At 59.1% G+C, this 21,492-nt stretch carries 19 protein-coding genes and 1 tRNA gene; 10 read left to right on the plus strand and 10 right to left on the minus strand.

Annotation, left to right across the window (positions count from 1 at the left end; translation table 11 throughout):
• Window positions 1-2: 2 nt before the first annotated feature.
• Both L972_RS00245 and L972_RS00250 read right to left on the minus strand, forming a co-directional pair.
• Window positions 3-75: transfer RNA gene (locus tag L972_RS00245), tRNA-Thr, on the minus strand.
• 89 nt (window positions 76-164) lie between these two features.
• Entirely contained in the window at window positions 165-905 is a 741-nt protein-coding gene (locus L972_RS00250) for a phosphatase (protein WP_047434329.1), read from the minus strand.
• A gap of 468 nt (window positions 906-1,373) precedes the next feature.
• Here L972_RS00250 and L972_RS00255 point away from each other — a divergent pair, with 468 nt between their 5' ends.
• The 5 genes from L972_RS00255 to ruvC all read left to right on the plus strand — a co-directional run bounded on the left by L972_RS00255 (window position 1,374) and on the right by ruvC (window position 9,346).
• Window positions 1,374-2,027, plus strand: coding sequence for a TetR/AcrR family transcriptional regulator (locus L972_RS00255; protein WP_005334507.1), 654 nt, complete (start codon window positions 1,374-1,376; stop codon window positions 2,025-2,027).
• Between the two features lie 48 nt (window positions 2,028-2,075).
• Window positions 2,076-4,415, plus strand: coding sequence for an acyl-CoA dehydrogenase (locus L972_RS00260; RefSeq protein WP_047434201.1), 2,340 nt, complete (start codon window positions 2,076-2,078; stop codon window positions 4,413-4,415).
• A 166-nt stretch (window positions 4,416-4,581) separates the two neighbouring features.
• Window positions 4,582-7,644 carry an efflux RND transporter permease subunit gene (locus tag L972_RS00265; RefSeq protein WP_047434205.1) on the plus strand — a complete coding sequence of 1,021 codons (3,063 nt, stop codon included), beginning with the start codon at window positions 4,582-4,584 and terminating at the stop codon, window positions 7,642-7,644.
• 15 nt (window positions 7,645-7,659) lie between these two features.
• A complete protein-coding gene (locus tag L972_RS00270) occupies window positions 7,660-8,709 on the plus strand; it encodes an efflux RND transporter periplasmic adaptor subunit (protein WP_047434208.1) in 1,050 nt (349 codons plus the stop codon).
• Between the two features lie 115 nt (window positions 8,710-8,824).
• The gene (gene ruvC / locus L972_RS00275; RefSeq protein WP_005334512.1) at window positions 8,825-9,346 is read left to right on the plus strand and encodes a crossover junction endodeoxyribonuclease RuvC; all 522 of its coding nucleotides are present in this window, start codon (window positions 8,825-8,827) and stop codon (window positions 9,344-9,346) included.
• Between the two features lie 142 nt (window positions 9,347-9,488).
• Here ruvC and L972_RS00280 read toward each other — a convergent pair whose 3' ends face one another.
• Both L972_RS00280 and malX read right to left on the minus strand, forming a co-directional pair.
• Window positions 9,489-10,679, minus strand: coding sequence for a MalY/PatB family protein (locus L972_RS00280; RefSeq protein WP_047434212.1), 1,191 nt, complete (start codon window positions 10,677-10,679; stop codon window positions 9,489-9,491).
• 87 nt (window positions 10,680-10,766) lie between these two features.
• A complete protein-coding gene (gene malX, locus L972_RS00285) occupies window positions 10,767-12,338 on the minus strand; it encodes a maltose/glucose-specific PTS transporter subunit IIBC (protein ID WP_047434215.1) in 1,572 nt (523 codons plus the stop codon).
• A gap of 281 nt (window positions 12,339-12,619) precedes the next feature.
• On the opposite strand from malX, the gene L972_RS00290 reads away from it, so the two are divergent.
• Window positions 12,620-13,657, plus strand: a complete 1,038-nt coding sequence (locus L972_RS00290) for a Mal regulon transcriptional regulator MalI (RefSeq protein WP_047434218.1) — start codon at window positions 12,620-12,622, stop codon at window positions 13,655-13,657.
• A gap of 122 nt (window positions 13,658-13,779) precedes the next feature.
• Here L972_RS00290 and L972_RS00295 read toward each other — a convergent pair whose 3' ends face one another.
• A complete protein-coding gene (locus L972_RS00295) occupies window positions 13,780-15,024 on the minus strand; it encodes an NADH:flavin oxidoreductase/NADH oxidase family protein (RefSeq protein WP_047434220.1) in 1,245 nt (414 codons plus the stop codon).
• Between the two features lie 220 nt (window positions 15,025-15,244).
• On the opposite strand from L972_RS00295, the gene L972_RS00300 reads away from it, so the two are divergent.
• The 4 genes from L972_RS00300 to L972_RS00315 all read left to right on the plus strand — a co-directional run bounded on the left by L972_RS00300 (window position 15,245) and on the right by L972_RS00315 (window position 17,857).
• On the plus strand, window positions 15,245-15,709 hold the full coding sequence (locus L972_RS00300; RefSeq protein WP_047434223.1) for a MerR family transcriptional regulator: 465 nt from the start codon (window positions 15,245-15,247) through the stop codon (window positions 15,707-15,709).
• Window positions 15,710-15,805: 96 nt separating this feature from the next.
• Window positions 15,806-16,069 (plus strand): hypothetical protein, encoded by a 264-nt coding sequence (locus tag L972_RS00305; protein ID WP_047434226.1) that lies wholly within the window; start codon window positions 15,806-15,808, stop codon window positions 16,067-16,069.
• Window positions 16,070-16,388: 319 nt separating this feature from the next.
• Window positions 16,389-17,105: a sugar isomerase domain-containing protein gene (locus L972_RS00310; RefSeq protein ID WP_047434228.1), complete on the plus strand. Its 717-nt coding sequence runs from the start codon at window positions 16,389-16,391 to the stop codon at window positions 17,103-17,105.
• 56 nt (window positions 17,106-17,161) lie between these two features.
• On the plus strand, window positions 17,162-17,857 hold the full coding sequence (locus L972_RS00315; RefSeq protein WP_047434231.1) for a hypothetical protein: 696 nt from the start codon (window positions 17,162-17,164) through the stop codon (window positions 17,855-17,857).
• A 343-nt stretch (window positions 17,858-18,200) separates the two neighbouring features.
• Here the strand turns inward: L972_RS00315 and L972_RS00320 are convergent, their stop codons facing one another.
• Genes L972_RS00320 through L972_RS00340 form a run of 5 tightly spaced genes read right to left on the minus strand, consistent with a single transcriptional unit; the run spans window position 18,201 to window position 21,055 of the window.
• Window positions 18,201-18,692, minus strand: a complete 492-nt coding sequence (locus tag L972_RS00320) for a Dps family protein (protein WP_005334596.1) — start codon at window positions 18,690-18,692, stop codon at window positions 18,201-18,203.
• 4 nt (window positions 18,693-18,696) lie between these two features.
• Window positions 18,697-19,134, minus strand: coding sequence for a PaaI family thioesterase (locus L972_RS00325; RefSeq protein WP_013723564.1), 438 nt, complete (start codon window positions 19,132-19,134; stop codon window positions 18,697-18,699).
• Window positions 19,135-19,183: 49 nt separating this feature from the next.
• On the minus strand, window positions 19,184-19,525 hold the full coding sequence (locus L972_RS00330; protein ID WP_005353600.1) for a carboxymuconolactone decarboxylase family protein: 342 nt from the start codon (window positions 19,523-19,525) through the stop codon (window positions 19,184-19,186).
• A gap of 4 nt (window positions 19,526-19,529) precedes the next feature.
• A complete protein-coding gene (locus L972_RS00335) occupies window positions 19,530-20,516 on the minus strand; it encodes an SLAC1 anion channel family protein (RefSeq protein WP_047434236.1) in 987 nt (328 codons plus the stop codon).
• A 35-nt stretch (window positions 20,517-20,551) separates the two neighbouring features.
• Window positions 20,552-21,055, minus strand: coding sequence for a NifB/NifX family molybdenum-iron cluster-binding protein (locus L972_RS00340; protein ID WP_005361981.1), 504 nt, complete (start codon window positions 21,053-21,055; stop codon window positions 20,552-20,554).
• Window positions 21,056-21,492 lie beyond the last annotated feature (437 nt).

A 21,492-nucleotide genomic window follows, 5' to 3' on the forward strand; every position in this document is an offset into this window, starting at 1 on the left:
GGTGCCGATAAGGGGAATCGAACTCCTGACCTTCGCATTACGAATGCGCTGCTCTACCAACTGAGCTATACCGGCTTGTTGCTCTCCACATTCATAAAAAATGACCGGCAAGTCAATTGAGCCAACTCGATTTTATGAGTTGGCTCATGGTGTTAGAGCCCGATTTACAGATCGGCAAACTCGGGGATATGGGCACGGCCGCGGCTTTCGAGGAAATCGAGCAGGGCGCGGGGGGAGCGCACCAGGATCCGATCCAGCGGGAAACCGACCTCGGTCACCAGACGGTGACAGTGGTCAAAATCGCCTAGGCTGAAGGCGACGTGAGAGTCGGAGCCGAAGGTGAGATAGGCCCCCAGATCCCGCGCGGCTTCCACGATGGCACGGCAGTTGCTTTCACTACCCGGGCGCGAGTGAATGAAGGAGGAATTGTTGATCTCCAGCGCCACCCGATAGTCCGCCGCCGCCTTGACCACCGCCTGAATGTCGATGGGAAATGCGGGGTTACCCGGGTGGCTGATCATGTCGACCCGACCGCTCTTGATGGCGTTGATCATCGCCTGGGTATGGGCGGCCTGATCGCAGGGAGGGAATACCTGCTCATGAAAGCCCGCCATGATCATGTCGAGGCGCGACTCATAGCGCTCGGGAAAATCGATCTCCCCGTCGAGGTTTTTGATGTTGGCCTCGATACCCCGCAGGATCCCTACCCCATCCACCACTCTTGGCAATATCGGCAAGTTGGCGAAATGCCAGACATGAGGGGCATCGGCCATCTCGGGGCCATGATCCGTGGTGGCAAACAGCTTGATCCCCTTGGCCCTGGCTATCGGCAGATAGTCGTGGATGGTGCTGTAGGCATGGGTGCTGGCAATGGTGTGAGTGTGGGTATCGACCGGGTACTTCATCTTCTCTCCCCTCATATTTTGAAAGGGCAGCATAACAAAGAGCGGCAGCTTGGGCCACGCCAGTGCTTGCCACACTTTGTCACAAAATACCGCGAAGCTGACATAGTCTGAGGGGCTCTGGCTGGCATACTGTCCCCGTCGATACATGCCTGAACTCGCATCGACAGTTTGCCGTCAGGATGACGCGAACTCACTTTCCCCACCGTCGCGCCCTGCGGCGGTTTTTTTTGCCTGCAAGCCGCAAACCGGTAACAGACGCGCAAAAAAAGGCCCAACTAGCATGGTGCAGGTTGGGCGAGACTTAATGTTTAATTGCAGTGGCATAGATATAGAGTCCTGCTTTTTGACTAAGTTCCGCCCACTTTGCTTTTTTCATCGAAAAACATTCCGCTAACACTCATTCACATTCTCTTGACACTTCACGTTATGAAACGTACTTTTTAAACATTCGTTTAAGTGAGGTGTCCAGTGAGTAAAATCGATACCAAAAACCGTATTCTCGACGCCGCTGAAGTGCTGTTTGCCGAGCGGGGATTCGCCGATACCTCTTTGCGTCTGATCACCAGTGAAGCCGACGTCAATCTGGCGTCGGTGAACTATCACTTTGGCTCCAAGAAGGAGCTGATCCAAGCGGTGCTCGACCGTTACCTGAGCCTGTTTATGCCGGATCTCGATGCCCGGCTGCGGGTGCTGATGGAGCAGGAGCAGCTGACCCTGCTGCAACTGTTTGAAAGCTTCGTCGAGCCGCTGATGAAGCTATCGGCGGTACGGGCCAACGGCCCGGCCATCTTCATGCAGCTGCTGGGACGCGGCTATATCGACAGCCAGGGCCACCTGCGCCGCTTTATCACCGCCCACTATGGCCCCATTTTGCAGCGGATCACCCAGGCCATCTCCAAGGCCAATCCGGCCCTGTCGCCAGCGGATCTCTTCTGGCGCCTGCACTTCACCCTGGGCACCGTCGTATTCACCATGGCCTCTGCCGATGCCCTGCGCGACATCGCCCTGGCCGACTTTGGCCAGCAGCTCGATGTGGAAGGGCTGGTGCGCAACGTTATTCCTTATCTGGCGTCCGGAGTCGGGGCGCCCGTGGAGTCGACCAGGCTCTCCCTGGCCGTGTAACAACCAACAATAAATCAACGGAAACAGTGAAATAGAAGGAACTTCGGTATGATCACATTGCTTGTCCTGCTGGTGCTGGCGATAGCCGTTGTGCTCGGCGTACCCTCCATCCGTAAAAAGATGGTAACCCGTCCGGTGTTCGGCATCTTCAAAAAGATATTGCCGCCCTTGTCAGCTACCGAGCGGGAGGCCATGGAAGCCGGCTCCGTCTGGTGGGATGGCGAGTTGTTTCGCGGCAACCCCGACTGGAAAAAACTGCACGGCTACGGCAAGGCCGAGCTGACCGCAGAGGAGCAGGCCTTTATCGACAATCAGGTCGAAACCCTGCTCGCCATGGTTGATGACTTCAAGATCGTCAACGAAACCAAAGACCTGCCGGAACCGGTGTGGGACTATCTGAAGAAGGAAGGCTTCTTCTCCCTGATCATCCCGAAATCCTATGGCGGCCGCGAATTCTCGGCGATTGCCAACTCCACCATCGTTACCCGAATTGCCACCAAGAGTCTGAGCGTGGCGGTCACCGTCATGGTGCCGAACTCCCTCGGCCCGGGCGAGCTGCTGATGCACTATGGCACCCAGGCCCAGAAAGATTTCTGGCTGCCGGGGCTGGCCAGTGGCAAAGAGGTGCCCTGCTTCGCCCTGACCGGTCCGGAAGCGGGCTCCGATGCCGGCGCCATTCCTGACAAGGGGATCGTCTGCAAAGGGATGCACAAGGGTGAAGAGGTGCTGGGTATTCGCCTCAACTGGAACAAGCGCTACATCACCCTGGCCCCCCGTGCCACCGTGCTGGGGCTGGCGTTCAAACTCTATGACCCGGAAAAACTGTTGGGTGACAAGGAGGAGCTCGGCATCACCTGCGCGCTTATCCCCACCAGCCACCCCGGCGTGCGCGTCGGCGATCGCCACTACCCCATGGGTCTGGCGTTCATGAACGGCCCGACCTTCGGTAAGGATGTGTTCATTCCGCTCGACTGGATCATCGGCGGCCCGGATTACGCCGGTCGTGGCTGGCGCATGCTGGTCGAATGTCTCTCCGCCGGTCGCGGCATCTCGCTGCCTGCGCTGGGCACCGCTTGCGGTCACATGGCGAGCCGCACCGTGGGCGCCTACTCCTATGTGCGCAAGCAGTTCGGCATGTCCATCGGCAAGTTTGAAGGGGTGCAAGAGGCGCTGGCTCGCATCGGCGGCCTCACCTATCAGCTGGAAGGGGCCCGTCGTATGACCGCAGGTTCCTTGGACTTGGGTCAGGCACCGGCCATCGTCACCGCAATTTCCAAGTACCACATGACCGAAATGGCGCGCCAGATCATGGATGACTCCATGGATATCCACGCCGGTCGTGCCATCCAGCTGGGCCCGAAAAACTACACCGGCTACGCCTACATGGGTATTCCGGTCGCCATCACGGTGGAAGGGGCCAACATCCTGACCCGCAACCTGATGATCTTCGGGCAGGGTGCCACCCGCTGCCACCCGTACGTGTTTGCTGAGCTGGAAGCGGCGGCCGACACCGACGTGGAGCGCGGTCTCGAGAAGTTTGACGCCCTGCTGATGAAGCACATCGCCTTCGGCGCCGGCAACTTCTTCGGTTCCCTGTTCCAGGGGCTGACTCTGGGTCAGTTCAACAGCGCGCCGGTGGCTGGTGAAACCGCCCGCTACTACAAACAGCTCTCCCGTATGAGTAAAGGGCTGGCCCTGTGCGCCGACGTCTCCATGCTGATGCTGGGTGGCGATCTCAAGCGCAAGGAGATGATCTCCGCCCGTCTGGGTGACGTGCTGAGCCACCTCTATCTGGCCTCCGCTACCCTCAAGCATTACGAGGATCAGGGCCGCATGGTCTCCGACCTGCCGTTCGTGCAGTACGCGGTGGAGCGCAACCTCTACCTGATTGGCAAGGCGTTCGAGGGCTTCTTCCAGAACTTCCCGAACAAGGTGGTGGGTGCCGTACTCAAGCGCGTGGTGTTCCCGTTCGGCGTCGGTTACAAGATGCCGGCCGACGATCGCTGCCACGCCATCTGTCTGGCCATGATGAAGCCGGGCGAGTTCCGCGACCGTCTGACGGCGCTGTGCTACGTCGGCAAAGACGAGGCGGATCCGGTCGGCCTGATGGAGCGCGCCTTCCAGGCCATGGTCGCCGTGCAGCCCTACGAGAAGAAGCTGGTGCAGGCCCAGAAAGAGGGCAAACTGCCCCGCAAACTGGCGCTGCCGGAGCTGGTTGCCGCCGCACTGGCCGGTTCCATCCTGAGCAAGGACGAAGCGGACAAACTGCTGGCCGCCGATGCCCTGCGCTACGAAGCGATTCAGGTAGACAACTTCGCCCCGGGCGAGCTGGAAGGCTTCTCCCAGCAAGCAAACAAGCAGCCAAACAAGGTCGAGCACGCCGCCTGATCCCCTGGTAGACCAGTACCAAACCGGCCCTCGTGGCCGGTTTTTTGTTTGTTAACCATGCATTTACAAGCTAGGAGAATTCCAGTTAAATGCTTGAGTCCCTGTTGCAGGGGCTTTGGAAGCAAGGCCAGCGGAATGGCCGATAACAACAACTCAGGAAGAGTGAATGAACCTCGCCAAAACGGCGATCGAACGCCCCATCTGGGTGGCGGTCTCGATCGTGCTGATTTTCCTGCTGGGTCTGCTCAGCATCCGGGGACTGCCGATCCAGCTGTTCCCCGACATCGACCGTCCACACCTCAACATCTCGGTGAGCTGGCGTTCAGCCTCTCCCCAGGAGATGGAGTCGGAGATCACCGACCCCATCGAGCAGGAGATGCAGGGGGTGCAGGGGCTCAAGAGCCTTGTCAGCAACAGCTATCCCGGCTTTACCGAAATCGACATGGAGTTTGCCCTCGGCACCGACATGCAACGGGCCCAACTCGATGTGATTTCGCGATTGAACCGGGTCTCGGGATTGCCGGACAAGATTGGCGGCCCCTACGTCAACAACTACAGCAGCAACGATACCCTCACCTTCTTCTTCATCCAGCAGCTGCCCGGCGCCAAAGGGGTGATCGATGATCATCAGGCGTTGATCGAGGCGCGGGTCAAACCCGAGCTGGAGCGCATTGAAGGGGTCTCGACGGTCGCAGTCGAGGGGATCAACGAGCGCCAGATCCAGATCCGCTTCGACCCCTATCGCGCCGCCGAGCTGGGGGTGGAGATCCCGGTGCTGGCCAGCCGGGCCACCACCGGCTGGGACGTGTCGGCCGGTACCCTCGACATCGGGCGCTGGGAGTACAAGCTGCGCTTTGCCGGTCGCTATGATGTCGAGACGCTGGGGGACAAGGTGGTGGACTGGCGCGATGGCCTGCCCATCTATCTGCGGGATGTAGCAGAAGTAAGGGTGGCCCGGGAAGAGAACCCGGTGCTGCGGATCCAGAACGGCAATACCGCCATCGCCGCCCAGATCTTCAAGGAGAGCGGCGCCAATGCCCTAGCCTCCCTTGAGGCGATCAAGGCTCGGGTGAACGAGCTCAACCGCGAGGTGCTGGAGCCGGTCGGGCTGCACATGGAGCAGTCGTTCGATGCCTCCCTCTACATCAATCGCGCCGTCAGCATGGTCACCGCCAACCTAGGGCTCGGGGTGCTGCTCTCCTGTGCCATCCTCTGGCTCTTCCTGCGCCAGCTCAAGGCGACCCTGATGATTGCCCTCGCCATCCCCATCAGCATCATGCTCACCTTCTGCCTGCTCAAGGTGATGGATCGCACCCTCAACATCATCTCGCTAGCGGGCATCGCCTTTGCCGTCGGCATGGTGCTCGACGCCGCCATCGTGGTGCTGGAGAGCATCTACCGGCGCCACGAGCGGGGGGATTTGAGCAAGGCGGAGGCGGCGCTCGAAGGCACCCGTCAGGTGTGGACGGCGCTGGTCGCCTCCACCCTCACCACGGTCGCTATCTTCCTGCCGGTGTTGCTGCTCAACGATGTGGAGGGTCAGCTGTTTGCCGATCTGGCGCTGACCATCGCCTGCGCCGTGACGGTCTCCATGCTGGTCGCCGTCATCGTGCTGCCCGCGGTGGCGGCGCGCTGGATGGGGCGTGAAACGCTGACCGATCCCTATGAGTCGCTGTGGCAGCGCACTACCCGTCATGTGATCCGCTGGACCTCTACCTCACGCCAGCGCTGGACGGTCATCACCCTGATGATGAGCCTGCCGGCTCTGGCCACCTGGGCGCTGCTGCCCAAGATGGACTATCTGCCGGACGTGAAACGGGACGCGGTGGATGTCTGGATGAACTTCACCCCCGGGGTCAATCTCAAGGCCCAGCGCGAAGAGGTGATCGATACCCTGATCGCCCGCCTCGCCCCCTACATGAAGGGGGAGAAAGAGCCTGCCCTCAAGAACTACTACATCTTGCGCTACCCGGGGGGCGCCCAGATTGGCGTGCGACCCAAGGACGAGACCCGCATCAAGGAGCTGGAGAGCCTGTTGATGAAACAGCTGCTGGTAGGCATTCCCGACACCCGGGTGTTCGGCGGTCAGGGGTCGCTGTTTGGCGGCTTTGACAGCGAGAACGGCGTCTCCCTGCTGCTGCAGGGGGGCAACCTGCCCGAGCTCTATCAGGCGGCCCGTGCCAGCATGGGGATCCTCAGCAAGGACTTGCCGGGAGCACAAATCCGGCCCGAACCTAGTCTCGACTTCACCGCCCCCGAGCTCAAACTGGTGCCGCAAGATCGGCGTCTCGCCGAAGTGGGTTGGGATCGCACGCCCCTGCCCACCATCATCCAGACCTTTGGCGACGGCTTGCGGGTTGGCGAGTATTTCGACGGCGAGGATCGGCTCGACATTATGCTGATGGGGCAGAGCTCCGCCAATCCGGACGAACTGAAGGCAGTGCCGCTGGCCACCCCCTCCGGGCGCATCGTTCCCCTTGGCGAGCTGCTACGGGTGGAGCACGACATGGGCCCGGCCAGCATCTTCCGGGCCGATGGGCGGCGCAGCATCATCCTGCAGATAGCGCCCCCGGCAGGCATGACCATGGAGCAGGTGATCGACACCCTGAAAAACCGCAGTTTTGCCGCCATCCGCCCCCTGCTGCCCGCCGGTGGCGAGCTGCGCATTGCCGGCAACGCCGACAGCCTGCAACAGGCGCTCGACAATCTGGGGACCATCTTCCTGTTCGCCGTGGTGATCCTGCTGGTGCTGCTGTGGGGGGTGTTTGCCTCCATCAAGGATGCCCTGCTGGTGCTGCTCACCCTGCCCCTTGCCTCGGTTGGCGGCGTGCTGGCGCTGCAACTGAGCGGGCTGCTGGTGCCGCTGCCGATGGATCTGCTCACCATCATCGGCTTTGTCATCCTGCTGGGACTGGTGGTCAACAACGCCATCCTGCTGGTGCATCAGACCCGCACCGCCGAGCGGGACGGTATGAGCCGCCAGCTGGCGGTGGCCGATGCCCTGCAAAGCCGGATGCGCCCCATCGCCATGACCAGCCTCACCAGCATCTTCGGCATGCTGCCGCTGATGCTGAGCCCGAGCGAAGGGAGCGAAATTTACCGCGGGCTCGCCACCGTCATTGTCGGCGGCATGAGTTGCAGCACCCTGTTTACCCTGATCCTGTTGCCTGCCTTCCTGCGTCTCGGGGAGCAGATGGCGATCCCACAACCCCTGCGCCAGCGGGCCTGAGCAAGGAGCTCATCGATGACACATATGATTACCCGAATGTTGGCTGGCGCTGCGCTGATTGCAGGCAGTGCGCTACCGGTATTGGCCGATCAGGGCAAGATGGTGACCCTGGCGGATGTGACCCAAGGGGATGCGGCCGCCAATATCTGGGTCAGCGGCACGGTGGCGAGTCGCCAGCAAGCGGCGCTCAGCGCCGAAGTGAGCGGCCGGGTGGAGTGGATCGCCGAATTTGGCAGCCGGGTCAAAAAAGGGGACGAGCTGCTGCGCCTCGACAGCGCGGCACTGCGCCTCTCGCTGGAGCAGGCTCGCGCCGAGCAGGCGAAATGGCAGAGCAACCTGCGCTTCGCACGCGCCGAATCCCAGCGGATCACCCGACTGCACCAGCAAAAGAGCGCCTCCCAGAGCCAGTACGACAAGGCCAGCTACGATGTGGAGCAGGCCGCGCTGGCCGAACGGCTGGCCGCCATACAGGTGAACCAGATTGAGGAACAGCTGCGCCGCAGCCACATCTATGCCCCGTTCGACGGGGTGGTGAACAACCACTTCATCCAGCCCGGCGAGCATGTGGACGCGGGCGAGCAGGCGCTGGAGCTGGTCAACCCGGATCAGCCGGATATCCGCCTGCAAGCCCCCATTCTATGGGCCCAGCAGCTGGCACCACAAACCCGGCTGCGGGTGGAGGGGGAGCAGCTGAGCGGTCACGGCGTCTATTACCAGCGAGCCGCCAGCGCCGATCCCAAGTCACGCCTCATCGAGCTGCGCCTCAAACCGGAAGCGGGCACCTTCATCATCGGCTCGCCGGTACGGGTTGCCCTGCCACTGGGGGATCAGCAGAGCATGCTGCTGCCCCGGGATGCTCTGGTGCTCGGCACCGATGGCAGTGTGGTCTATCAGGTGGCGAGAAGCGGCAAATCGCTCAAGGTGAATCGGGTGCCGGTCACCGTGCTGTTTGGCGACAGCCAGCAGGTGGCGGTGAGCGGCGCCCTCAAGCAGGGGGATCGGGTGGTGGTGCGCGGTGCCGGCAGCCTGCAGGATGGCGACACCATAGCGCTGTTCAAGGGCTAACCACGCCCGACGCCGGCTGGCCAATCTTTACCCGCTTGACCCGGGACATACAGCCAAACGGGCCACAGTTTGCTATCTTGGCGGCCATCACTCGCGTTTAGAGCAATCAACACCCATGAGCATTATTTTGGGCATCGATCCGGGTTCGCGGATCACCGGATACGGGGTTATCCGGGTCGTGGGCGGCAAGGCCGAATACTTGGGCTCTGGCTGCATCCGCACCGATTGCGGCGAGCTGCCGGAGCGCCTCAAGCAGGTCTATGACGGGGTATGCGAGATCATCACCCAGTTCAAACCCACCGAGTTTGCCATCGAACGGGTCTTTATGGCCCGCAACGCCGACTCGGCCCTGAAACTGGGACAGGCCCGGGGCAGCGCCATAGTCGCCGCGGTCAACGCCTATCTGCCGGTGAGCGAATACTCTGCCACCCAGATCAAGCAGGCAGTGGTCGGTACCGGCGGCGCCGCCAAGGAGCAGGTGCAGCATATGGTGACCCATCTGCTGAAACTCTCCGCCACCCCGCAGGCGGATGCGGCGGATGCCCTCGGCGTCGCGCTCTGCCACCTGCACACCCGTCAGAGCCTGATCAAGATGGCCGGCCGCGCCAGCAGCTCGGTACGTGGCCGCTATCGCTGAGCCCTTATGTCGCTCACGGCTCATCTCGGTATCGCTAAATAAAAAACCGCCCCGGCTATCCGGGGCGGTTTTTTATATTTCCCCACATAACGGGGCCATCACTGATGGCCCCGTTATGTTTTTCACGTTGAATGGATTTGCCCTACACCACCTCCCCCAGCGCGCCGATCAGAGCGTCGAGTCCTTGGTCAACCTTCGAGCGCGGGCAGCCGACGTTGAGGCGGATATAGCCTGAGCCTTCCGGGCCGTAGGTGTCGCCGCGCATGATGGCGACCCGGTATTTCTCCACCAGCAAGGTTTGCAATTCATTCATCCGTTCGGTGGTGTCGATACCAAGCCCGCGCAGATCAATCCAGGCGAGATAGGTTCCCTCGGGCACCCGATAGTCGATGGCGGGGAAAGCCGCGTTAAGCCGCGTCGCCACATGGGCGAGGCTGCTGTGCAGATAGCTTTTCAGGGCATCGAGCCAGGCAGCCCCATCCCGATAGGCGCTGATATGGGCCAGCACCCCGAGAATGGGCGGTGATGAGAGGCCATGGGCCGCCTTGAGCCGCTGCAGATAGGCGGCCCGCGCCGCTGCGTTGGCGATAAAGGCGTAGGCGCCGCCAAGGGCGGGGATATTGAAGGATTTCGAGCCCGAGCTCACCAGCGCCCAACCATCGTCCGGCGCCACCTCGCTCCACGGCAGGTAGCGGGCAAAGCTCACATCCATATGAATGTCGTCCGAGATGACCTTGACCCCGTGGCGCTGGCAGATGGCAGCCATTTTACCGAGCTCATCCCGCGTCCAGACCCGGCCGGTGGGGTTGTGGGGGCTGCAGAGCAGCAAAATCCGGCAATCGGGGCGGGCAGCCTGTTGCTCGAAGCAGGCCCAGTCGATCTGGTAGCTCCCCTCTGTTTTTTTGAGCGGGCAAGGCAGCAGCACCCGATCGTTGGCAACCAGCATATTGCCGAAGGCATCGTAGGCGGGGGTATGCACCAGCACCCCCTCCCCCGGCGCCGACCAGAGGCTCACCAGCTGGGCAATCACATAGATGACCGAGGGGCCGTAGACCAGCGTCTCGGGTTCGAGGCTCGCCCCGTAACGGCTGGCAAACCAGTTGCTCACCGCCCCCTTGAAGTCGTCGTGATTCCAGCGGCTGTAGCCAAATACGCCGTGCTCAAGGCGGGCTGCCAGGGTCTGGCGAATGCAGGGGGCGGTCTCGAAATCCATGTCGGAGATGGTAAAGGGGAGCAGATCGGCATGGCCAAAACGGTCGGCTACATAGTCCCACTGGGTGCAATAGGTGCCGTGGCGGTCGACCACGCGGTCGAAATCATAAATATCGTGCATGAAGTTTCTCCCTCCATAAACAGGAGACATATTGGGAGAGGCAAACAAGGGGGGCTTGCGCCCCCCGTTCGGATCTTATTGGCCGGTTCAGACCCCCATCAGGCTCTGCAGCTGGTTTTTCACCAGATGCACCTGCGGGCCGATCACCACCTGCAGGTTGTGCTCATCGAGCTTGATCACCCCGATGGCGCCGTTCGCTTTCAATACCTTGTCATCGACCCGGCTCATGTCCTGCACCGACATCCGCAGGCGGGTGATGCAGTTATCGAGCGCCAGAATGTTATCGGCGCCGCCCAGGGCGTTGAGGATGATTTCACCGTTGTAACCGCTGTTGCCTGCCTTCTTGCCTGCGGGCTGGGCAGCCTCGCTGGTCTCGATTTCACGGCCTGGGGTTTTCAGGTTAAAGCGCACGATGGCGAAGCGGAACACGCTGTAGTAGATGGCAAACCAGATGGCCGCCGCGACCGGCACCAGATACCACTTGGTAGCGGTGCCTTGCAGCACGCCGAACACCAGAAAATCGATGAGGTTGCCGTCGGTGTTGCCGATGGTGACGCCGAGCAGCCCCATGGTCATAAAGCCCAGACCGGTCAGGATGGCGTGAATAACGTAGAGTACCGGCGCCACGAACAGGAACAGGAACTCCAGCGGCTCTGTGATGCCCCCGATGACGCAGGCCACCACGCCGGAGACCAGCAGCGCCTTGATCTTGCCGCGATTTTCCGGGCGAGCGCAGTGATACATGGCGAGCGCCGCACCCGGCAGGCCGCCGAGGAAGGCAGGCATCTTGCCCTGAGAGAGGAAGGAGGTGGCAGAGACCGAGAAGCCGGAAGTATCGGCGCAGGAGAGCTCGGCGTAGAAGATATTGAGGGCGCCGCTCACCTCGTGACCACATACCAGCTGGGTGCCGCCCGCTTCGGTAAAGCGGATCAGCGCCACCAGAATGTGGTGCAGGCCGAGCGGCAGCAGCAGACGCTCACCGGTACCGAACAGGAAGGGGCCGAAGGGACCTGCGTGGGAGATGAGCGCCCCGATACCGTTGATGCCGGCAGCAAACCAGGGCCAGACGAACGGCACGACCAAGCCGACCACCCCCAGCACCAGCGCGGTGATGATGGGCACGAAGCGGGCACCGCCGAAGAAGGCGAGCGCATCGGGCATCTTGTAGGTGTAGAAACGGGCGTGCAGTTTGGCGACGATCACCCCGACGATGATGGCCCCCAGAATCCCGGTGTCGATGGAGCTGATGCCGAGGATCGATTTCACCCCGTAGGCCTTCTCCGCCGCCGCATCACCGATGACGTTGGCCACGGTGAGATAGAAGTTGATGGAGAGGTTGAGCGCCGCATAGCCGACGAAACCGGCAAAGGCCGCGACCCCCTTCTCTTCCCGCGCCAGCCCGAGCGGAATGGCCACCGCAAACATCACTGGCAGATAGATAAAGGCCACCAGCCCCACCTTGGTCATCCAGAGGAACAGCAGTTGCAGCACGGTATTGTCGAGGAAGGGCATGCTCTGCTTGACCGCATCGCTGGTGAGCGAGCTGCCGACACCGAGCAGGATGCCCGAGAAGGCCAGCAGGGCGACCGGCAACATAAAGGTCTTGCCGAGGCTCTGCAGGAACTCCCAGATGGTGGATTTGGCTTGAGGCTTGGCCATGAAACGGCTCCTTGTGAATAGACAGCAATATCTGCGGCTTTCCCCGTGGCTGCTCGTAGCAATCTCGACGCAGAGGCGCGGGTCAGCATCAGGTTTTGCTGGATGATAAAACGTTTTATCAATTTACAAGTGCCGACAGGATCACAGAACAAGGGGGCTGGCTGGCAGAAAAATCCAAATTTGTGAGCCGGATCGGCCAGATGGTGATGTAACGTTTCACTTGGCAACCCAAGCAGGTATGCTGGGGCCTCGCTCTCAACTGTCCGTCGTCCATTCGCCCTATGTCGCCCAAATCCCTCTCTGCCAAAGCCACCAAGATCACCGATGTCGCCCAGCGGGCGGGAGTGTCGGTCACCACCGTCTCCATGGTGCTCAACGGCAAGGGGCGCATCTCCCCGGCCACCGCCGAGCGGGTGCAACAGGCAATAAAAGAGCTCGACTATGTTCCCAACAGCGCCGCCGCCAACCTGCGCAGCCAGCAGTCCAATCTGGTGGGGCTGATCCTGCGCGACATCACCGACCCCTTCTATACCGAGGTGACCGCCGGAGTGAGCGAGGTGCTTGAGCAGCAGGGCTATCTGCTGTTTCTGACCCAGTGCGGCCACAGCCCGGAGCGGCTGCAGCAGAGCATCCACTCCCTGTCACGGCAGGGGGTGGCGGGCATCATCTTCAATCCGGTGCGCGGCGCGGCGGCCAAAACCCTGGAGACCCTGATCGACTCCGAACTGCCGGTGGTGTGCGCCGCCCGCTCCTACTATCGCGATGACGTGGACTTTATCGGCCCCGACAACACCCACGCCGCCCAGCAGGCCACCACCTACCTTATCGAGCAGGGCCACCGCCATATCGCCTACGTCGGCGGGCGGGCCGACTCCCTCACCCGCGCCGAGCGCATCGGCGGCTACTGCGCCAGCCTGCTGCAATATGGCCTCCCCTTCAAACCGGAGTGGGTACTCGAGTGCGAGCGCACCCAGCGCAGCGCCGCCGACACCATCGCCCAGCTGCTGCACCAGCACCCCAAGGTGACCGCCGTGCTCTGCCACTACCCCGAGGTGGCGCTCGGCGCCATCTATGGTGTCGAGGCGAGCGGCCGCACCGTGGGCAAGGACAACTACATCGGCCAGCAGGTGGCCCTGCTCGGCTTTGACGATGTGGCGGAGGCCGAACTCACCTCTCCCGCCCTCACCTTCGTCAGCTCACCGGCCCGCGAAATCGGCCGTCAGGCGGCAAAACGACTGCTGACCCGGATGCAGCAGCCCGAGCTCGCCCCCAACCGCCATATCATCACCCCCAATCTGCAAAAACGGGAGTCGGCCTAAGCAGGCTGGGCGCCCGAGATTGCCCCACCCGCCATATCATCACCGCTCACCAGCAAACCGCAAAAGTGGGCATAGGCCTAAGCTGGCCAGGCAGGCTCGCCCGCCTGCGAACCACCCTCTCTTCACTTTTCCTGCGCCTTGATCCAGCGCCGATAACGGGCGTTGCCAAGCAGGGTTTGCCACTGCTGGCAAGCCAGCGCCAGCGATGGCGCAACCTTTGGGTGGCTCGGCTGGCCACGGCCCAGCCGCCGCAGCTGGTATTTCACCATCGCCATATAACCTACCGAAGCCAACACCTTGTTGCGCCAGGAGATGGGTCTGAGCTCGGCGCTTGCCGCCTGCTCACGGCGCCATCTGGCAGGCAGATCCGGGGCGATGGCAAGCGCGGTGGCCATGCCGACGACCGCCACTCCGCTACCGAGCACTTGTTCCACCACCGGATAACGGCGGATCCCCCCGGTCACCATCACGGGCATATGAGCGGCACTCACTATCTCTTCGGCAAACGTCAGAAAATAGGCTTCCCGCGCCAGGGTGCGGCCATCGCGGGCCTGACCGTGCATGGCGGGCGCCTCGTAACTGCCACCGGAGAGCTCCACCAGATCCACCCCGAGCGGGTTGAGCATGTCGACCACCGCTCTGGCATCTTCGGTACTGAAGCCGCCACGCTGAAAGTCGGCGGAGTTGAGTTTGACCGACAGCGAGAAGCGCTCCCCCACCTGCTCACGGATCCCCTGCACTATCTCCAGCAGCAAGCGGGCACGATTCTCAAGGCTGCCGCCCCAACGATCGCTGCGCTGGTTGATGAGCGGCGAGAGGAACTGGCTTAGCAGATAACCGTGCGCAGCGTGGATCTGCACTCCGTCAAAGCCGAGACGCTGTGCCAACAGCGCCGTATTGATAAAGCGTGCTTTCACCTCGGCAATATCGGCTTCGCTCATGGCCCTGGGCGGAGAGAACTGTTTGGAGAAACTGCCGAGCGCCATGGGCACGGCGGAAGGTGCCAGGGTAGGTTGCCCCAGCGCCGCCGGCATCTGGCGACCGGGGTGGTTGATCTGCATCCAGATCTGGGCGCCCCCGCTTTTGGCCGCTTCGGCCCAGGCCCTGAAACGCCCGGCCAGCTGTGGGGATAGCGCCGGGGTGTCGAGCACCACGCCCCCCGCTCCCGTCATGGCATGCCCATCCACCATCACATTGCCAGTGATGATAAGGCCTGCGCCGCCCTCTGCCCAGGTGCGATAGAGGCGGATCAGCGCCTCGGAGGGGGCATGGTCACGGTCAGCCATGTTCTCTTCCATGGCGGCCTTGGCGAGGCGGTTTATAAGCTGGCTGCCATTGGGCAGGGTCAGGGGAGTAAATGGGTTCATGGCGATCTCCTCGGTAGTGAGGGCCCCACCATAAGTTTGAAGCTGACTTGAAGGTCAAGCCCTTTGTCGAGATGCCGCTACGACCAAGGAAAGGCTATTCACCGACCCCTTGCTTGCTCAGGGCCGTTGACATTCAAGCGGGCTTTAACCCTAGAATCTCCCGGCACCCGCCCCTCAGCCTTAACGTCAGGGGCCATCAACCCGCAGCCCAGGAGGCAAGATGAAGATCGGTGAACTGGCCAGACAGACCGGCATGGCGGCATCGGCTATCCGCTTTTACGAAGCCAGGGGCCTGCTCAACAAGGTGCAACGGGGGGCCAACGGCTATCGCGACTACCCGCCCGAGACTGTGCCGTTGCTGACCATCATCAGCCAGGCACAACAGGCAGGCTTCTCCCTCGACGAGATCAAGCAGCTGGTACCGGCGGATATCAGCACCTGGCAACACGCCCCGCTGCTGGCGGCACTCAAGGCCAAGGTGAGCGACATAGAGGCGCTGGAGGCCAGGCTTGCCCACAGCAAGCAGCAGTTGCAGACCCTGATCCGGCTGGTGGAGTCCAAACCCGACGAGATGCCCTGTGAAGAGAACGCCGCCCGGGTATTGGCCAGCATGGGCATTCCATCCCCCAAGCACGTCGCAAAGGCTGCCACCACGGCCAAGTCTGCGTCACGCCACAAAAGGTGATCCTGTTCACAACCGGCATACACCCTCGACCAGAGAGGTTGAGAGCCAAGTGGAGAGGAATATGATGGGTGCCTCCCTCTCTTCACGAGCCTTTTTATGACCAACCCGCACGACCAGAATCCGCCGACTGAAATCCACCGCTGTGACAAATGCGGCGAGCGTACCCGCCATATCGTGGTGCTGGTCGCTCGCGATCACAGCCAGGACATCATGCCCAAGGATCCGCGCAAAGCCTTCTGGCAAGCCTTTACTTCCAGCAGCATCACCAACTGGGCGTTTGGTGAAACACTGGCCTACCAGACCACCCATGTAAAACATCTGATCTGCGAACGCTGCGGGGAGAAGTTTCTGGAGTATTGATGGCTCCAGTCTGTCATCCATAACACAACCAACCGAATAAACTCCCGTCATCAAGCAAGTAGTTTGTTGATCCTTGGCAGGTTTTTACCTGCTGCCGGTTTTGCATTGCCCCCACCTTGATTACCATGGCTCACTTGGCAACCGGGATTGGGAGGGACGTTGCCGAGATCGCTCTGGCCACCATAGCACCATCACCTCCCGCCACATCACCGGTTAACAGCAGCAGAATGGAGGCTGTCGTCCAGGGGCGGTAGCGTGCCGCTTGGCCACACTTAGGCCACAACCCCCTCTCCAACAATCCACAAGGATCCCCGCCGTTATGTTTGAGTACGTCGAAAAACTGCAAGCGCGCATTGCTACCATGGTCAGTCAGAACGAAGCCGGGATCCGGCAGGCGGCCCACTGGTTTAGCGAGGCTATCGTCCACAACAAGATGATCCATATGTTGGGCACCGGGCACTCTCATATGGTCGGACTGGAGGGGTTTATCCGTGCCGGTGGCCTTGGCAATATCAACGCCGTGCTCGACTCCACCGTCACCACCGCCGATGGTGCCCTGCGCAGCTCGGCGCTGGAGAAGCTGCCGGGGCTTGCCGCCATCCTGTGGGAGGAGCAGCCGATTGCGCCGGGGGATCTGATGGTGGTCATCTCCAATTCGGGGCGCAACGCCCTACCCATAGAGTGGGCCCAGATTGCCAAAGCACGCGGCCACAAGGTGATCGTTATTACCTCAGTGGCGCAATCGGCGCAAAACCCGAGTCGTCACCCTTCTGGCCAGAAACTGATGGAGCTGGCCGATCTGGTACTGGATAACTGCGTGCCGCCGGGCGATGGCCTGTGCGAAGTCAATGATCGGGTCACTGGCGCCTTCTCCTCCATCTCCGGCATGGTGCTGATCAATACGCTGGTAGTCGAAGCGCAGAAACTGGCGCTGGCACAAGGCGTCACCCCGCTTATTTTCTCCAGCCAGAATGTGGATGGCTTTAATAACGATGATGTTTACCGCCATTTCCAAGGGCGATTGAAGTCGATGTAAATATCTATATATAGATTTTTTGAAATTAAACCATCAACAAAAATTGAGATCACATAGTGGCAGATTATATAAACAAGAACATCCTTAGTCAGGCTTATATTCATGTTGAGCCGAGAGGAATGGAAACCGATGAACAGTTAGAGTCATTCAAGGAAAATTTAAAATTATTTTCCTTGACTCGTACTGAGTTCTTTTTATCTGAAGGTCTTGAGATCAATGTTGAGTTTGAAGATGGTTCAATAAAAGCTCGTGTAACTGTAATTGGCACACTAATGCTTCTACTTCAAGGTATTAGTTCTTATAAAGACTTCAGAGAGGGCCTCCAACTTCTGTACTCTGATGCAAAATGGCTATCGGATGCCATCATATCGGAATCTTTATATCAAACTAAGGCAAAACATCATGATATAATCAGAGTGGAGGCTAGAACTGGAATCATTGGCTCCATTCATAAAGTTTTTAATAAATTGGATAACATTAAACGTGGAGCAAAAGGAGCTATGCTCGCCACTGATATTGTAGATAAAATTGACGATGCACAAAATGAAATATTAAAGTTAATGGATAATATCTGTGATTTAGCTGATAAGGATTTAGTCGCAAAAGAATGCATTGCTTTGGTTAAGGAGCTACCAGAAACACCTGTACCACCCAAAGATAAAGAAAATAAATTTTATGCTATCGACGAGTACAGACGCAAAAAATCAAATCTAATCGGCGAAATAGAAATCCATCTAATGTCTGATGAGTAAAATAAAATTATCTATAACGCAGATGTGCGGTGATACCTAATTTGACCATAAATCCTGATAGCCCGTAGGTTCGAATAGCGAAGCGTATTCGGACATTCGCGTCATCACCTCTACTTTCCAGCCTCCAGATATCTGTTCCAGAAAAGAGCACTCAGAGATGAAACGTATTCTGATTATTGGCAACTCGGGATCGGGCAAGAGCTGGTTGGCGTCGCGGCGGCAATGGCGGGAATTGACTGGCTCGTGCATCGCTATCGAACCAAACGACAGCAGCCAAAGGGCCCGGTTGGACCAAACAGGTAAGGGAAGATCGGGCTGCCAAAGATATGGCAGCCCCGTGCCATCAGGAGAGCATGCTTCTTAGCATCCAGGCGGTTTTTTCATGAATATCGATGCGCTGGGTCAGCACATCGGCGGTGGGCTGGTCATTGACGGCATCGACCAGATCGAACAGTTTTCTGGCGGTTCTCGCCGTGGCTTCTTGCGCCAACACCAGATGTTTGAGCATTTCACTGGCACAGGGCACCCCTTCGACCTCCTCAATGGAGGAGAGACGGACAAACTCCTTGTATGTGCCGGGAGCGGGAAAGCCCAATGCGCGGATCCGCTCGGCGATAACATCCAGCGCATTCCACTGCTCGGTGTATTGATCCATAAACATATTGTGCAGGCTGTTGAACTGCGGGCCAGTTACGTTCCAGTGAAAATTGTGGGTCATCAAATAAAGGGTGTAACTATCGGCAAGCAGTGCCGACAATCCATCTGCAATTTTCTTGCGATCGGCGGCTGAAATACCGATATCCATTTCTGGTAAAACCACACTCTCTTTTTTCATCACGCTAACTCCTGTTATTGGCTTTCGGCTTGATAAATTTGGCCGATGCTTTTGCAACAATCATCCCGCCGACCGACGCTACGGCATTCAGGCGATAGATACCGTGACGCTGGTCGACTATTCTGGCCGACAGCGCTACTTTGCTGCCGATATCGATGGGAGCAATAAAACGAACGGTCAGCTCCGCTGTTAATCCTCTTATTCCCCGTTGCAGCAACGCATGTGTCATCACCGCATCGAGCAGGGTGCTGGTCATGCCGCCATGCAAAATATCGCTGTAACCCTGATGGCGCTGGTTGGCAATAAACAGCCCTTCCGTCGTCCCTTCCTCCCCCTGATAAAAGCGAATTCCCAGTGAATCCGGGTTATGAGTGCCACACACCATGCAACGGGCGTGGGACATCATGGTCTGTTGATAGTTCTCTGATTGATATTCATCCACTTGATCTATTCACTCGCTATTTGGCCACTCGCATGTTGAGAACAGAGTGCTAGGAGAGCAGCTCTTCGATGGCGGCATGTGCCTGGGTGCCATAGATGATGGAGGGGCCGCCTCCCATCAATACCGCGACATCCACGGTGGCAATGAGTTCCGCTCGCGAAGCACCGGCCTTCACAGCCCCGGCAACATGGGCGGCAATGCAGCCATCGCAGCGGGAAGCGATACCAATACCGAGGGCGATCATTTCCCGATATTTCAGCGCCAGCGCCTCGTCCTCTTTCATAACGGCTTTGTGCAGCGCAATAAACGCATTCATGGTATCCGGGCTGCTCTTGCGATAAGCAGAGCCAAGCTGGTGTTGTTCTTTATTGATCTCTCGATAATTTTTCATCACGTTATTTCTCCGGTGTGAAAATCTCACCTTTATAGAATGACTGCACTGTCATGCTGATTAACCAGATGATCAATACAATCAGGGCACACACCACTATTTTGGCCAGATAATATGGAATGATATTCCCGGTTGCGTCGGCAAACATGGCCGAGGCTGCGGAAAACGCCGCCAGTGGAAATGAGTACGCCCACGAAGAGAGAAAGAATTTCAGTTTCAAAAAAGTGAGGGTGTTGTACATCAGCAAGATAAATACAAACAGCGCAAAATAATAAATGACATGGGCAAACAGGTCGCTGGAGCTGGCTATTTCGCTATACGAGATAAATCCGATGGAGGGCGGTGCCAGCAGAATAAACATGGTGGGCATCAGCTTCTCGGGCAGACTCTCATGAAAGAACAGCCGATAGAGCACTATGGTCAGCAGAGAGAACCAGAAAATAAGGCCAATGCTGAAGAAGAACAGGCTGATCTCGTGAAAGCCAAGCGGCATGCCACCCAGGGGCACCACGATATTGCCGACAATCGGTATAAACCATGCCGGGTTGGTGTGGGTGATTGTGAAATGGTCGCGATGGATCCAGTTGCTCATGATGTAGAGGGTGAAGAGCAGCTGCAAGCTGGCGCCCGCCGACCAGAGGGCCAGCGCTGCATCATGCCAGCTGGCCCAGTAGGCGGATTGCAACAGCAAGCTGATTGAGATGGTCGGAAAGAAATTGATCCTGACCGGGTGTTTCAGCTCATGCCGGAACTCGTCATTGTGTCTGAGGATTTTCCAGCCATACATCACCAGAAACGTCGCCAGTAGCAGGGATGACAAGACCCCGAACAGGAACCCTGCCGACTGCAACAGCAGCAGATCCGGAAACGCCTTGCGACAGGCAATCGCCGCCCCCGTCAGCCCCATGATGATTGAAAACAGTGTGACAGGCATATGTGCAATCTTGGTTATGGAGGGGATTTGCTTACCCTCTTGATTCAGGTTTTCCATCAACGTTCCCCTCCAGTTCGGCCTAGCGGTTGTGCTTACTCTTCACAACATTTCTTGTGGTTGCGCTGACGGTTACCCTGACAGCCCTGCTGTTGTCCGGAGGCTGACTTGCAGCAACCCCCTTTGCCAAGGCGGCCACGGGGAGCGCATTGACGGCTTCCCTTGCCGTGATGGCCAGCCCCCTCGGCGCAGCGCGATGCACTGCCCTGTTCAGCGGATGTCAGCTCGGTCAGATTGCCCGACTCATTGCTCAACATGTCAGCCATAGCGAGACGCCCCTGACTGGCCTGATAGACGGCAAGCCCGCTGCCCAGCAGCTTGCCAAGCATCTTGCTACCGATATTTTTCAGCACGATACGACGAGCCCCCTGCGCCTGAAGCAGCTCCGCCAGCGCACTTTTGCACTCGTTGCCAGCCACCGGATTGGCGATCTCTGCCAAGGTGCTCCCCTGTTCATCTACGAATACAAAGCGCTCTGCCTTGGCAAAATGTCCTGCGATATGGTCGTCATTCATCGGAATGGCTGTGATGATGGTCATTTGACCTCCTGCTATCACTGTTGATATTCCGGCCCTGCCCCTTGCCACTCTGCATTCGTCCCCTTGTTCAGGATCTTCCCGCAGGCTTGCCGGTTGGCATGGCCATGTTCCCAGCCTCTTGCAGCAACCAGATGAAGAGCCGTACGCATCAACTTTTACTGGTTTAGTCACGCATCATTCGGCTCGATAAGCGTCTGATCATGATGCCGCCGTAATTGGCATATGCCATGTATACGCTCAGTTTATGGCATATGCAACAAACTATTTTTTCCAACGAAGAGGTTTAGGGACTCGTTAAAGCCCGCCTTGGCATCATTCCAGGGCGCGCCAATCCGCTATTCGCTAGGGCAAAAGGCAGGGGGAGAAGTGGCGCATAAAAATCCTAATCCGCCCGGCGAAATGGCGACTTTTTGTGAAAAGGGTCACATCTGATGGCG

Origin of the sequence: Aeromonas sp. ZOR0001 (genome assembly GCF_000801015.1) — a bacterium.
Classification (GTDB): Bacteria; Pseudomonadota; Gammaproteobacteria; order Enterobacterales; family Aeromonadaceae; genus Aeromonas; species Aeromonas veronii.